We start from the raw sequence: 13,053 nt of genomic DNA, 5'->3' as shown, positions 1-13,053 counted from the left end.
CGGCGTCCGACCGGCGGCCGTAACGCTGCGTCAATAGAAGACGTCGAGACGCGCCGCGCCCATCAGCGGCTCGAGCAGGCGCGACAGCGGCCGCAGCGCGTTGTAGCGCGCCGAGACCTTGTGGGCGTACGCGAAGAAGCGCGGCAGGTCCTCGCTGTAGTGCGGCTTGGCGTCGCGGTACTTGAGGCGGCTGAAGATGCCGAGCACCTTGAGGTGCCGCTGCAGCCCCATCCACTCGAGCTGACGCCAGAACTCGCCGAAATCGGCGTCGACCGGGAGCCCGGCCTTGCGCGCCGCCTCCCAGTAGCGGATGCCCCAGTCGAGCTCGCGCTCCTCGTCCCAGCTGAGAAAGGCGTCGCGCAGCAGCGAGGCGACGTCGTAGCTGATCGCGCCGACGGCGGCGTCCTGGAAGTCGAGGATCCCGGGGGCGGGCTCGGTGACCATCAGGTTGCGCGGCATGTAGTCGCGGTGCACGGCGACGCGCGGCTGGCCGAGCGCGTTGCGCACCAGCAGGTCGCACGCGGCGTCCCAGTCGCGCTGCTCGTCGGCGTTCCACGTCACGCCGCAATGGCGCGCCACGCACCACTCGGGGAAGAGGCCGAGTTCGCGGCGCAGCATCGCGTCGTCGTAGTCGGGCAAGCCTGTCGTGGCGACGCCGCGCTGCCACTGCACCAGCGCGCCGATCGCGCTGCGCATCAGGCGGTCGGCGGTCGCCGGATCGCCGTCGCGCTCGGCCTCCTGCAGCGCATGCAGGTAGAGGTGCGATCCCATGTCCGGCAGCAGCAGGAAGCCGTGCGCGACGTCGCTCGCGAGGATGCGCGGAGCGTTGAGGCCGGCCTGCTCGATCAGCCCGGCGACGTGGATGAACGGCCGCACGTCCTCCTGCGGCGGCGGCGCGTCCATCACGATCAGGCTGCCGCCGCCCTCGACGTCGGCGCGCAAGTAGCGCCGGAAGCTGGCGTCGCTCGACGCCGCACGCAAGGTGGCCGGATCGATGCGGTGCGCGTCGGCGAGCGGCGCGAACCAGGCCTCGAATGCGGCGCGGCGGGCCGGATCGGCCCAGGCGACGGGCGGAGCGGGACGCAGGTCGCCGACGCGCGGCTCGGCGGAGTCGGCAGGTTGCACGGGCAGCGTGGGGGAAGACGGGAGGGAGGGCTCGGCAGGAGGCCCCGCGAAGGAGGCCTCATGGATAATCGATTCTACAAAGCCGCGCCCCGGCGCCCGGGACGCGACCCGCCCGCCGCAACCGCTCGCAAGCGGCCCGCGGCCGACAAGGCGCCGCCGGCGAACGAACGAAGACCCTGCCGCAACCGCCTCGCCCTCGTCCGTCGCCTTGCCCCTGCTCCCGCCCACGCCCCCTTCGACGTCACCTCCGCGCCGGCCGCGTGCGGCGCGGATGCGGCCTGCGCTGACCACGCTGGCCGCCGCGCTCGGCGCCGCAGGCGCTCTGGCGCAGACGGCACCTGACGCCGCCGGTACGGCGCCGGCGGCTGCCGCGCCCGGCCTTGCCGCGTCCGGTCCCGCCGCCGCGGCCTCGGCGGCGTCGGCCCCCGCCGTTGCGGCGAGCGGCATCGAGCTGCGCACCGCCCCCTCGCTGCAGGCGCCGCCGCGCGGCGCGGCGGGGCGCCAGCTCCCGATCATCGTGCGGGCGCGCGAGCTCTCGGGGCGGCCCGACATCGACGCGGTCGCCGAGGGCGACGTCGAGTTCCGCCGCGGCACCACGGTGATCCACGCCGACCGCCTGACCTATGACCGCAAGGACGACCTCGCGCGGGCGACCGGCAACGTGCGCATCAGCCAGGACGGCAACCTGTTCCAGGGACCCGAGCTGCAGCTGCACGTCGAGCGCTTCGAGGGCTTCTTCCAGTCGCCGACCTACCGATTCGGGGCGACCGGCGCCGGCGGCACCGCCGGGCGCATCGACTTCCTCGAGCAGACCCGGGCCGTTGCGACCGACGCGACCTATACCAGCTGCCCGGCCGACGGCTCGGGCGACCCGCCGTGGCTGCTGTCGGCCGAGCGCATCGCGATCGACACCGACAAGAACGAGGGCGTCGCGCGCAACGCGGTGCTGCGCTTCTACGGCGTTCCGATCCTCGGCGCGCCGGTGCTGAGCTTCCCGCTGAACGACGAGCGCAAGTCCGGCTGGCTGCCGCCCAACCTCGGCATCGACAGCCGCAGCGGCGTGCAGGCATCGATCCCGTACTACTGGAACATCGCGCCCAACCGCGACGCGACGTTCACGCCGTCGCTGAGCAGCAAGCGCGGCTTCGGCCTCGACACCGAATTCCGCTACCTGGAGCCGAGCCACGCCGGCGAGACCGCGCTCAAGCTGATGCCGTACGACCGGCTGACCGGCGACTCGCGCTACGCGCTGCGCACGCGTCACGAGAGCCTGTTCGCTGGCGACACCCTGCTCCAGCTGCGGGTGCGCCGCGTGTCCGACGACGACTACTGGAAGGACTTCCCGGACGAGATCGACAGCCTGACCCGGCGCCTGCTGGGCTCGAGCCTCTCGCTCAGCAAGCCGTTCGGCGACTGGTCGACCTACGCGCGGGTGCAGCGCTGGCAGGTGCTGCAGACCGAAGACCCGACGACCCGCATCGAGTCGCCGTACGAACGGCGGCCGCAGATCGGCGCGCGCTACCAGCACAACTGGAACGGCGGCTTCGACGTCTCGTTCGAGACCGAATACAACCGCTTCGCCAACCCCGACGACCGCTATCTCGTGAACCGGCACACCGGCGAGCGCGTGCACGCGCTCGGCAGCATCGCACGGCCGTTCGGGTCGCAGGGCTGGGTGGTGACGCCGAAGCTGTCGTTCAACGCGGCGTCGTACTCGCTCGATTCGACGCCGACCGGCGGCCGCCGCAGCGCATCGCGCTTCATTCCGACGCTCAGCGTCGACAGCTCGTGGACCCTCGAGCGCGAAGCCACCCTCTTCGGCCGCACGCTCACGCAGACGCTCGAGCCGCGCCTGCTGTACGTGAACACGCCGTACCGGCGCCAGGACGACCTGCCGAACTTCGACGCGTACCCGAAGGACTTCAACGTCGAGTCGATCTTCACCGAGAACGTGTTCTCGGGCGTCGACCGCGTGTCCGACGAGCACCAGCTCACCGCGGGCGTGACCTCGCGCTTCCTCGACCCGGCGACCGGCGCCGAGACGCTGCGGGTCGGCATCGCCCAGCGCTATCTGTTCCGCGACCAGCGCATCACGCCCGACGGCGAGCCGCTGACGCGGCGCTTCTCGAACCTGCTGCTGTTCGGGTCGGGAGCGATCACGTCGCGCTGGAACGTCGATGCGCTGGTGACCTACGACCCCGAGAACGGCCGCATCGAGCGCTCGGTCGCCGGCGTGCGCTACTCGCCAGGGCCCTATCGCACCATCGGCGCGACGTACCGGCTGACGCGAGGCCTGCTCGAGCAGGTCGAGCTCGGCTGGCAGTGGCCGGTCTACGGCGCCGACCGGCGCCAGCCGAACGGCACGCTCGCGGGCGCGGCCGGGTCCTGCCAGGGCGCGCTCTACAGCGTCGGCCGGGTCAACTACAGCACGCGCGACAGCCGCATCATCGATTCGCTGGTCGGCCTCGAGTACGACGCCGGCTGCTGGATCGGCCGCGTCGTGGCCGAACGCCGCTCGACCGGCCGCAGCGAAGCCAACACCCGGCTCATGATGCAGCTCGAGCTGGTCGGGCTCTCGCGGATCGGCTCGAACCCTCTCGGAACGCTGAAGGACAATATCCCCGGCTACCGCATGCTGCGCGACGAGAAGCGCACGCCCTCACCATTCACACCGTATGACTGAATTTCCGCTGAACTGGCGGCGCGCCCTCTTCGCGCTCGCGCTCGCGCTCGGCATCGTGAACGCGTGGGCGCAGGGCCCGCGGCCGGCTGCACCGGCGGCAGCGCGCGGCGGCGACTACATCGTCGCGGTCGTCAACCAGGAGCTCGTCACCGCCGCCGAGCTGCAGGGCCGCATCGTGCGCATTCGCGACGAAGCCACCCGCGCGGGCATGCAGCTGCCGCCGCCGGGCGCGCTGCGCCAGCAGGCGCTCGAGTCGCTGATCGACGAGCGCGTGCTGATCACGGCGGCGCGCGACAGCGGCATCCGCATCGACGACAGCGAGATCGACCGCGCGGTGCAGGCGGTCGCGCGACAGAACCAGCTGACGCTGCCGCAACTGCAGGAGCGGCTGCGCCAGGACGGCCTCGACATGGCGCGCTTTCGCACCAACCTGCGCGACCAGCTGCTGGTCGAGCGCATGCGCGAGCGCGAGGTCGTGAGCCGCATCAAGGTGACCGACGCCGAGATCGACGCCGTGCTTGCGGCGCGGCGTGCCGCGAGCGGGGCGAGCGGCGAGGTCAACATCGCGCAGATCCTGGTGACGGTGCCCGAGGGCGCGAGCGACGCGGTGATCGCCGAGCGGCGCGCGCGTGCCGAAGCCGCCCTGGCGCGCGTGAAGGGCGGCGAGGATTTCGCCGCGGTCGCGCGCGACATCTCGGAGGACGCGAACCGCGCCAACGGCGGCGAGATCGGCCTGCGGCCGACGGACCGCCTGCCCGACGTCTTCGTGCAGACGGTGCAGCCGCTCGCCCCCGGGCAGGTGGCGCCGCAGCTGCTGCGCAGCGGCGCCGGGTTCCACGTGCTCAAGCTCGTCGAGCGCCGCAGTGCGGGCCTCACCATGCAGCAGACGCACGCCCGCCACATCCTGCTGCGGCCGTCGGCCGAGCTCACGCCCGAAGCGGCGGCGACGCGCCTCGCGCAGCTCAAGCGAACGATTGCCGACGGCGGCTCGTTCGAGCAGGCGGCGCGTGCCAACTCGCAGGACGCATCGGCCACGGCCGGCGGCGACCTGGGCTGGACCTCGCCGGGGCAGCTCGTCGGCGAGTTCGAGGAGGCGATGAACGCGCTCCCGATCGGCGGCATCTCCGACCCGGTGACGACGCGGTTCGGCGTGCACCTGATCCAGGTCGTCGAGCGGCGCAGCGTGCCGGTCGATCCGCGCCAGCTGCGCGAGCAGGCGCGCAACATCGTGCGCGAACAGAAGTTCGAGGACGCGTACATGGAGTGGATCCGCGACCTGCGCGGCCGCGCGTACATCGAGCTGCGCGACGCGCCGCAGTAGCGGCCGACCACGCCATGGTTGCCTCGACCGCCCGGGCGCCGCGCGCCGGCTCCGCGCGGCCGGCGCACCAGGCGCGCAAGCGCTTCGGCCAGCACTTCCTGGTCGATGCCGCGGTCATCGACGCGATCGTCGACGCGATCGACCCCCGACCCGGCGAGACGCTGGTCGAGATCGGCCCCGGCCTCGGCGCGATGACCGAGCCGCTGGTCGAGCGCGCGGGGCGCCTTACCGTGATCGAGCTCGACCGCGACCTGGCGGCGCGCCTGCGCAAGAACGCGGCGCTCGAGGTGGTCGAGGCCGACGTGCTGCGCGTCGACTTCGGTGCGCTCGCCGCAGCGGCGAGGCAGAAGCTCCGCGTCGTCGGCAACCTGCCCTACAACATCTCGACGCCGATCCTGTTCCACCTGCTCGATGCGGTCGAGCACGTCGTCGATCAGCACTTCATGCTGCAGAAGGAGGTGGTCGACCGCATGGCAGCTGCCCCCGGCAGCAAGGACTACGGGCGTCTCACGGTGATGCTGCAGTGGCGCTACGCGATCGAGTCGGTGCTCGACATCGGCCCCGACGCGTTCGACCCGCCGCCCAGGGTCGATTCGGCGATCGTCCGCATGACGCCGATCGCCGCGCCGGCAGGCGTCGACGCCGATCGGCTGCGCGAAGTGGTGACGGTCGCGTTCTCGCAGCGCAGAAAGCTGCTGCGCCACACGCTCGGGCGCTGGCTCGACGCGCACGGCTTTTCGGGCCGCTTCGATCTGCAGCGGCGCGCCGAGGAAGTGCCGGTCGGCGAGTACCTGGCGCTCGCGGCTGCGCCCGATGGCGCCGTGCCGCCGGGCGAGGCCCAAACGCCGACGAGCCCCTGAGGGCTCGTCGAACGTGCGGCAGGCGCCGCGACCGATCTGATTCGCCCGAGCCAGGCAATCGCGCGCCGGCTCAGGCCGCGCCGCGGATCAGGCCGCGGTCAGCCACATCGCCGTGTCGAACGCGCTGCTCATCATCGGCATGTTGGTGCCGAAACTGCTGTTTGCGGCGGTCTTGGAGGCCTTGACCGGCTTGTCGCCGGCGGCTGCGCTTGTTTCGGTAGCCCGCTCCCAGGACGCGGGGTCCTGTGAGCGGGCTACTGAAAAGAATAGAAGCACCTGAAAGGAATCTTCCTTTCAGCCCAGAAGTCGGCGGCGTCGCGGAACACGTCGAGCAGCTGCTCGCGGGCCTCGCGATCGAAGCGGGCGTTGTCGGGAATCTGCTCGAGCACGACCACGAAGCCCGGCTGCGGACCGGCCTTGTGCACGAGGTCGGTCATGCAGTCGTACAACGCATCGAGGTTCTTGCCGAAGTGCGTCGGAAAGGTGAAAGCCTCCGCGATGCCTTCGAGCACGTCCTGCTTGGACTGCGCCGCCGTCAGGTTGGCGTACAGGAAATGCTGGTCGGCGTCGCGCGCAGCCGCCATCAGGTCGTCGACACGGTAGGCCCGTATCGACTGCACGATGTTTGGACGGACTGTCTGCAAGAGCATGTCGCGTTCCTCCTAGGGGTCGAAAGAAAAAGTTCCCGCCGCTCAATGCGCGATGCGACGGAAGCTGGCGTAGTGATCCGCGGTGTAGAAGCAGGCGTCGGGTACCGGCGGACGATGGCCGCCGCACACAATGCGGCGCGGCCCGCGATCACGCGCGCGCGGCGTCGGAACCGTGTATTCGCGGTAGTAGCCGCGCTCGCGCGCGGGCAGCAGCCGCTCGCGATTGCCGAACACCGAGCCGTCCTTCTCGTAAGGGAACGGGCCACCGGCACGGATCGCGCGGTGGACGGCTTGCGCCTCGGCGGGGAGTTCGGTGAGTGCGATCGTTGCGAGCGGTGGCGCGGCGTCTCTCGCATACGCCGCCCCGGCAACGAACATCGAGCTGGCAAGGCCGAGCCTCAAGACCCAACTGAGCAGCGGCTGCTGCGGCTGCAGCCAGCCGAATGACAACACGGAAGTTCCCGAAAGATGAAACCAATATCCTATAGAAACGAGCGAAAAAGCTCAAGCGATTGCCACAAAATGGTGCAGCCGTTCAGGGAGATTGCAGCCCGCGGACGACGTACGGCAGGGGTCGCCGGAGCGCCGCGACCAGGGCGGCGCTCGTTCCTCAGTGCAGGGTGTCGCGCTTGCGATCGGGCAGCCGCGTCGGCGGCGTCGACGCGCCCGGCGCATGGGCCGCATTGCGGCGAGCACGATTGATCACGTCGGCAGCCATGCGCTCGGCGCGGCGCGCAGCGCGCCGGCCGAGCCACGACGAGCGCCAGCGCCGCCAGCGCAGCTCCGCGCGCGTTGCCCAGCGTCGCATGGCGTGGCGCGATCGGTAGGTGATGTTCGCGACGGCCGCGTCGAATCGCGCTCGGCGCCGCCCGAGGCTGAGGCGAACCAGGAGCACCGCACACGCGGCAACGACGACAGCGGCGAACACCTTCTCGATCACAAGAGCCTCCGCTCGGGCGATCACGCGAGGACCGCACGAGGCGCCGCGGTGCGGCACCATGCGCTCGTCGCATGCAAGGGTCGATCGTAGCGACTGCGCCGTGAAGCTGCGCGCGGGTGGGGCGCCGCCGATGCCGCTGGGGACCCGAGCTGGCGAGCGGCGGCTGTTTCTCCTTGGCCGGGCCGTAGCGACCGACCGCGAGACGCTCGCGGCGACCGATCGCACCGACTGCGGGCACGGACGCTGCTGGCAAGCTCCGTCCAGCCACGGAGCGGAACGCTCGCACACATGGTCACGCGCACCATCGGTCCCCCGGACACGTCTCAGCCCCCTGCAACTGCCGATCCCGCGCCACGCCGCAGCAGCGGTGCGCTCGAAGGCGTGCTCCCGGGCGCAGGGCTGCCGCTGATCGTGACCGGGCATCCGCGCACGCCCACGCTGCCGCACGCCGCACCGAGCCATCACGACGTCGTGCAGATGCATCGCCGCAAGCGCGAGCTGCTGCAGGAGATCTTCGACCGCTTCGAACGCCGGCACCGCAATGACGCGAGGGCGCCGGAGATCGCGGTGCGCCGCCGCATCCTCGAGGAGATCGACCAGCGCTGGCAGCGCATCGCGGCCGAAGGCTCGACCGCCGACGCGCTCGCGTTCGTGCAGGCCCTGCTCGGCGCCTTCAATCGCCGCGGCGCCCGGCTCCGTGCCGCAGCGCCGGACACCGATGCGGCCCGGCCCGTGGCGCCACCCGCAAGCAGCGGCGCCGATGGCGCCCGCCGCGCGAGCGACGATGCGGCGCGACCGGATGGCGCCGGCGACACCCCTGCCGCAACCGCGGCCGAGCCGCGCTTCGCGTACGCGAACATGTTCGAGGTGGTGTTTCACGGCCGTGCCCGCGCGCGGGGCCCGCACGAGCGTCTGAGCGTGAGCTACGCGTACATGGACCCGCTGCTCGACCTCGCCTCGCGGGCGAGGCGACCGGGTGCCGACGACAAGGTCCCGCGCCTCGCGCGCGAGTGGCTCGACGGCGACGGCTGGACCCAGACGCACGGCCCCGCGCCCGTTGCCGCAGCCGATGCACGCGAACTCGCGATGGCCCTCGCTGCCGTCGCGCGCAGCGACTTCGACGCGAGCTTCCCCGCCGACTACGTCGACGACTGCCTGCGCTGCGCTGCCGCGATCGGCGAGTTCATCGCACGCCAGCTCGCCGCGGGACGCGACCTGCAGATCCAGAACGTCTGATCGGGTGGGAAGGCAAGGCCGCGCGTGGCGCGCGCGTCGACGGCCCGGCCCGGGCGGCTCGGCGGCGAGCACTCACGAATGCACGCGCCGATGGAATAACCGACGCCGTCGACCCGTCCACTCCTCGCAAGCCCCATCCGGGTGGCTCGTCACTCCAGGAGATTCGATGTTCAAGCTGTCGTTCCTTGCGGCGCCCGTGGCCGGGCTCGGTCTCGTCGCCTGTGCCAGCACGAGCGCGCAGGCGCCCGCGCGCATGAGCAATGGCGTCCTCGTCGGCGCCAACGGCATGACGCTCTACACCTTCGACAACGACAAGGCAGCCGGCAAGAGCGCCTGCAACGGGCCCTGCGCGACGCTCTGGCCACCGCTCGCCGCCGGCGCGTCGGACCAGCCGCAAGGCAGCTGGTCGGTGATCACGCGCGACGACGGCTCCCGGCAGTGGGCTTACAAGGGCAAGCCGGTCTACTTCTATCAGGCCGACAAGGCGCCCGGCGACAAGGCCGGCGACAACTTCCGCGGCGTCTGGCACATCATCAACGAGTGACCCACCCTCGCGCGAGCGCATGAGCGGCGCCGACGGCGAACGCCTGCTGGTATGGCTGCCGCGGCTGCGGCGCTACGCGCGCGCGCTGGCCGGCCGGCGTGAGGATGCCGACGACCTGGTGCAGGACACGCTCGAGCGCGCGTGGGCGCAGCCGCACCTGTGGCGCGCCGTGGCCGACATGCGCGCCTGGCTGTTCGGGATCATGCATAACGCGCACGTCGACGGCGTGCGGCGGCGCCGCGTCGCGACCGTTCCGCTCGACGCCGACGACGGGCCGGAGCCGCAAGCCCCGGCCGCGCCGCACGACCGGCTGCTGCTGCTCGATCTGCAGTCGGCGCTCGCCGCGCTGCCGATCGAGCAACGGGAGGTGCTGCTGCTGGTCGGTCTCGAGGACATGAGCTACGCCGATGCGGCACGCACGCTCGGCGTGCCCATCGGCACCGTGATGTCGCGCCTCTCGCGCGGGCGCGAGCGCCTGCGGGCGCTGATGGAAGGCCGCGCGGAGCCGGTCCGTCTCAAGGTCGTGAGCAAATGAACCGCCCGGAACCCGTGACCGAAGCCGACCTGCACGCCTGGGTCGACGGCCAGCTCAGCGCCGAGCGTGCGCGCGAGATCGACGTCTATCTCTCGACACGGCCCGACGAGGCCGAGCGACTCGCGGCATACCGGGCGCAAGGCCGCGAGCTGCACGCGCTGTTCGACCCCGTCCTCGACGAGCCGGTGCCGAGGCCCGTGCTTGCGGCGGCGCGCCGGCCGCAACGGGCTGCGCGGCACGCGATCGCGGCCGCCGTCGTCGCGGCGCTGCTCGGCGGCGCCGGCGGCTGGGTGCTGCGCGGCAGCCTGGCGCCGGCGGTGTCGCCATCGGTCGCGAGCGGCGTCGCGTTCGCGCAGCGGGCTGCGGTCGCGCACGCGGTCTACAGCCCTGACGTGCGGCGCCCGGTCGAGGTGAGCGCGGCGCAAGAGGACCAGCTCGTCACCTGGCTGTCGCGGCGCATGGGCACGCCGATGAAGCCGCCGCACCTGCAGGAGCTCGGCTACGCGCTCGAAGGCGGTCGCCTGCTGCCCGGCGGCCGCGGACCCGTCGCGCAGTTCATGTACCACGACGCCAGCGGCGCCAGGCTCACCCTGTACGTCTCGAACGACGTCGCCGTAGCAGGTCACGCGGGCAGCGCCACCACGCCGGCCGAGCCGGCGTTCCGCTTCAGCCAGGAAAGCGGCGGCGTCAACGTCTTCTACTGGGTCGAGGGCCGCTTCGGCTACGCCCTTTCGGCGAGCCTGCCGCGCGCCGAACTCGCACGCGTGGCGGCGGTGGTGTATCGCGACTGGCGCACGGGCCGCTGAGAGCGCGGCGCTCAAGAGCTCGACCCGGGCAGACCCCGGCTAGCGCGCGCCGGGAGCGCGCTTGAGGCTCACGGGCTGGGCGTGCCGCCTGCTACCGCACCGTGTAGCCGCGGCCTTGAAGGCAGTCGAGGCTCATGCGGTGGAACTCGCGCGCGTCGGCGAGCGCGGCCGGCTGCGTCGCTGCCCAGCGGTTGCACGCGCGCCGATCGCCTTCGGTTTCGGCCGGGCTCTGGCCGCGGCGCGGCTCGACCACCGGTTCGGGCGGCGATGGCCGCACCGGCCGCCGCGCGCGTTCCTCGATCACCAGCGGCCCGGGTACCACCGTGTAGCCGGGCGCCCAGCCGGGCCCGCCGTAAGGCCAGCCGAAGCCGTCGCCGTACCACCCGCCGAGGCCGATCCCGATGCCCACGCCGCCGACGAACGCGCTGCGGCCGTGGCCATGATGGACGTGACGACCGTGGCGCTGCGCCTCGGCCGGCGTCGCCGACAACGCCATCGACGCGACCGCGGCCGCGCACAGGCTCGCCTTCAGCAACCTTCTCATGCGCTCTCCCTGGCGCGGCAACCGAGGCATGCCGCGCGATGCCGCCATTGTTCGAGTACGGCAAAACCGTTGCCGCGAGTGCGGCTTGGCGGCGCGGCGGCAGGCGGCGGGCCGGCGCGTCGGGCACGTTCGTTGCCGCTCGAGCCCGGACGGCCTCCCGCCGCCGACCGAGGAGACGCGATGAATTCGATGCTGACCAAGCTCTCGCCGACGATCACCAACATGATCCGCGCGGACCACACCCACGTGCTGGCGACCTTTCACCAGTTCGAGGCCGACACGTCGCCCGGAACCAAGCAGGCGCTCGTCAACACCGCGTGCCTTGCGCTCGAGGTGCACGCGCAGCTCGAGGAAGAAATCTTCTACCCCGCGATGCGGGAGGCCGGCGCCCCGGTCGATACCGACCTGGTCGGCAAGAGCGTTCCCGAGCACGACGAGATGCGCCAGCTGATCGCGCGCTTGCGCATGCTCGAGCCCACCGATCCGGCGTACGACGACACCTTCTACGAGCTGATGCGCACGGTGATCCACCACGTGGCGGACGAGGAAACCATCCTGCTGCCGGATGCCGAGCGCATCCTCGGCGACCGCCTGAGCGACCTGGGTGCCGCCATGACCAAGCGCCGCCTCGAGCTGGTCAAGCCCAAGGTCGGCGAGATCGCGTGGAACACGGTGCGCGCACTGCCGGCGAGCACGATGCTGATGGGAGCCGGCGCGGCCGCGATGGTCGGCCTCCTGCTGATGCGCAACAAGAGCGCCGCGTCGCGGCGCTTCTGAACCACGAGGACACGAGAACCATGACCGACAAGCGGACGCAGGCCGAAAGCGGCCAGAGCAATACCGAGAAGGACCCCGACGACTGGGTCACCGGCGACGAGCCGATGACCGGCGCTCAGCGCTCGTATCTCACCACGCTGGCGCAGGAAGCCAAGGTCGAGGTCGACACCAACCTCACCAAGGCCGAGGCGTCGCGCCGCATCGACGAGCTGCAGCAGATGACCGGCCGCGGCACCAGCGCCTCGCAGGGTGGCGGCGACAGCCAGCGCGGCCATGCCTCGAACGGTGCGAGCAGCGGCTCGGCCAACGAGCGTGGCGGCACGGGTGACGCATCGGGCGCCGGCGGCGGCGGCTCGAAGTCGAGCGACACCGGCAACGCACCGCCGGGCGGTGGCGCCGGCGACGACGCCGGAGCGATGACCGACGAACTCGATTTCGACGGCAACGGCTCGCGCGAGCGCAGCTGAATCGCCGGCCCGGCGGGTGCAGCCCGGGCCCTTGAACACCACCGACCAGACGGAGATCCCATGGGTTTGATCAGCTTTCTGCAAGACGCCGGCGAGAAGTTGTTCCACAGGGGCGCGGCCGCCGCGCCTGCCGCGGCACCCGCAACGGCGGCGCCCGCTGCCAACGTCGACCAGCTGAACACGGCAGCCGCCGAGGCGATCGAGAAATACATCCGCGGCCAGAACCTGAATGCCGACGGCCTCGACGTCGCGTACGACGGTTCGACGCAGACCGTCACGGTGCGCGGCACCGCGCCCGATCAGGCCACGCGCGAGAAGATCGTCCTCTGCTGCGGCAACGTGAACGGCGTCGCCAAGGTCGACGACCAGATGTCGGTGGCCGCCGGCGCCGAACCCGAGTCGACGTACCACACGGTCAAGTCGGGCGACACGCTGTCGAAGATCGCCAAGGAGGCGTACGGCAACGCCAACGCGTACATGAAGATCTTCGAGGCGAACAAGCCGATGCTCACCGACCCGGACAAGATCTACCCGGGGCAGGTGCTGCGCATCCCGCCGGCCTGAG

16 protein-coding genes are annotated in these 13,053 nt (G+C 71.7%); 10 read left to right on the top strand and 6 right to left on the bottom strand.

All coding sequences use genetic code 11. The features are described 5' to 3' along the window. Positions 1-30: 30 nt before the first annotated feature. Positions 31-1,086 (bottom strand): aminoglycoside phosphotransferase family protein, encoded by a 1,056-nt coding sequence (locus tag HQN59_RS01950; protein ID WP_425342680.1) that lies wholly within the window; start codon positions 1,084-1,086, stop codon positions 31-33. Between the two features lie 310 nt (positions 1,087-1,396). Between HQN59_RS01950 and HQN59_RS01945 the strand changes: the two genes are divergently transcribed. Genes HQN59_RS01945 through rsmA form a run of 3 tightly spaced genes read left to right on the top strand, consistent with a single transcriptional unit; the run spans position 1,397 to position 5,989 of the window. After that, entirely contained in the window at positions 1,397-3,808 is a 2,412-nt protein-coding gene (locus tag HQN59_RS01945) for an LPS-assembly protein LptD (protein WP_176065524.1), read from the top strand. Further along, on the top strand, positions 3,801-5,129 hold the full coding sequence (locus tag HQN59_RS01940) for a peptidylprolyl isomerase (RefSeq protein ID WP_176065522.1): 1,329 nt from the start codon (positions 3,801-3,803) through the stop codon (positions 5,127-5,129). The genes HQN59_RS01945 and HQN59_RS01940 overlap by 8 nt, the downstream gene beginning before the upstream one ends. 14 nt (positions 5,130-5,143) lie before the next feature. After that, positions 5,144-5,989, top strand: coding sequence for a 16S rRNA (adenine(1518)-N(6)/adenine(1519)-N(6))-dimethyltransferase RsmA (gene rsmA, locus HQN59_RS01935; RefSeq protein ID WP_176065520.1), 846 nt, complete (start codon positions 5,144-5,146; stop codon positions 5,987-5,989). 87 nt (positions 5,990-6,076) lie between these two features. On the opposite strand, the gene HQN59_RS01930 is transcribed toward rsmA, so the two are convergent. The 4 genes from HQN59_RS01930 to HQN59_RS01915 form a co-directional block, all read right to left on the bottom strand. After that, positions 6,077-6,265 (bottom strand): hypothetical protein, encoded by a 189-nt coding sequence (locus tag HQN59_RS01930; RefSeq protein ID WP_176065518.1) that lies wholly within the window; start codon positions 6,263-6,265, stop codon positions 6,077-6,079. Next, positions 6,244-6,639 (bottom strand): barstar family protein, encoded by a 396-nt coding sequence (locus HQN59_RS01925; RefSeq protein WP_176065516.1) that lies wholly within the window; start codon positions 6,637-6,639, stop codon positions 6,244-6,246. Before HQN59_RS01925 ends, HQN59_RS01930 begins: the two co-directional genes overlap by 22 nt. 42 nt (positions 6,640-6,681) lie before the next feature. Then, entirely contained in the window at positions 6,682-7,017 is a 336-nt protein-coding gene (locus tag HQN59_RS01920; RefSeq protein ID WP_176066249.1) for a guanyl-specific ribonuclease, read from the bottom strand. A 232-nt stretch (positions 7,018-7,249) separates the two neighbouring features. Beyond that, on the bottom strand, positions 7,250-7,447 hold the full coding sequence (locus HQN59_RS01915; RefSeq protein ID WP_176065514.1) for a hypothetical protein: 198 nt from the start codon (positions 7,445-7,447) through the stop codon (positions 7,250-7,252). Between the two features lie 420 nt (positions 7,448-7,867). On the opposite strand from HQN59_RS01915, the gene HQN59_RS01910 reads away from it, so the two are divergent. From HQN59_RS01910 to HQN59_RS01895, 4 genes are all read left to right on the top strand, one after another. After that, positions 7,868-8,815: a hypothetical protein gene (locus HQN59_RS01910; protein WP_176065512.1), complete on the top strand. Its 948-nt coding sequence runs from the start codon at positions 7,868-7,870 to the stop codon at positions 8,813-8,815. 166 nt (positions 8,816-8,981) lie between these two features. Then, positions 8,982-9,359 (top strand): COG4315 family predicted lipoprotein, encoded by a 378-nt coding sequence (locus HQN59_RS01905; RefSeq protein WP_176065511.1) that lies wholly within the window; start codon positions 8,982-8,984, stop codon positions 9,357-9,359. Between the two features lie 19 nt (positions 9,360-9,378). Then, positions 9,379-9,894 carry an RNA polymerase sigma factor gene (locus HQN59_RS01900; protein WP_176065508.1) on the top strand — a complete coding sequence of 172 codons (516 nt, stop codon included), beginning with the start codon at positions 9,379-9,381 and terminating at the stop codon, positions 9,892-9,894. Then, complete coding sequence (locus HQN59_RS01895) at positions 9,891-10,700, top strand: anti-sigma factor family protein (protein ID WP_176065507.1); 810 nt, start codon at positions 9,891-9,893, stop codon at positions 10,698-10,700. The genes HQN59_RS01900 and HQN59_RS01895 overlap by 4 nt, the downstream gene beginning before the upstream one ends. Before the next feature lie 91 nt (positions 10,701-10,791). On the opposite strand, the gene HQN59_RS01890 is transcribed toward HQN59_RS01895, so the two are convergent. Continuing rightward, positions 10,792-11,244 carry a hypothetical protein gene (locus HQN59_RS01890; RefSeq protein ID WP_176065505.1) on the bottom strand — a complete coding sequence of 151 codons (453 nt, stop codon included), beginning with the start codon at positions 11,242-11,244 and terminating at the stop codon, positions 10,792-10,794. A gap of 180 nt (positions 11,245-11,424) precedes the next feature. Between HQN59_RS01890 and HQN59_RS01885 the strand changes: the two genes are divergently transcribed. From HQN59_RS01885 to lysM, 3 genes are read left to right on the top strand one after another with little or no spacing between them, the layout of a single operon-like run. After that, positions 11,425-12,021, top strand: a complete 597-nt coding sequence (locus tag HQN59_RS01885) for a hemerythrin domain-containing protein (protein WP_176065503.1) — start codon at positions 11,425-11,427, stop codon at positions 12,019-12,021. Positions 12,022-12,041: 20 nt separating this feature from the next. After that, entirely contained in the window at positions 12,042-12,488 is a 447-nt protein-coding gene (locus HQN59_RS25760; protein ID WP_217703801.1) for a DUF3072 domain-containing protein, read from the top strand. A 60-nt stretch (positions 12,489-12,548) separates the two neighbouring features. Continuing rightward, positions 12,549-13,052 carry a peptidoglycan-binding protein LysM gene (gene lysM / locus HQN59_RS01875; RefSeq protein WP_176065501.1) on the top strand — a complete coding sequence of 168 codons (504 nt, stop codon included), beginning with the start codon at positions 12,549-12,551 and terminating at the stop codon, positions 13,050-13,052. Position 13,053 lies beyond the last annotated feature (1 nt).

This window comes from Rhizobacter koreensis (assembly GCF_013366375.1).
Taxonomy (GTDB): domain Bacteria; phylum Pseudomonadota; class Gammaproteobacteria; order Burkholderiales; family Burkholderiaceae_C; genus Schlegelella_A; species Schlegelella_A koreensis.
The sequence above is the reverse complement of the archived record's forward strand: the minus strand, read 5'-3'. Positions and strand labels throughout refer to the sequence as shown.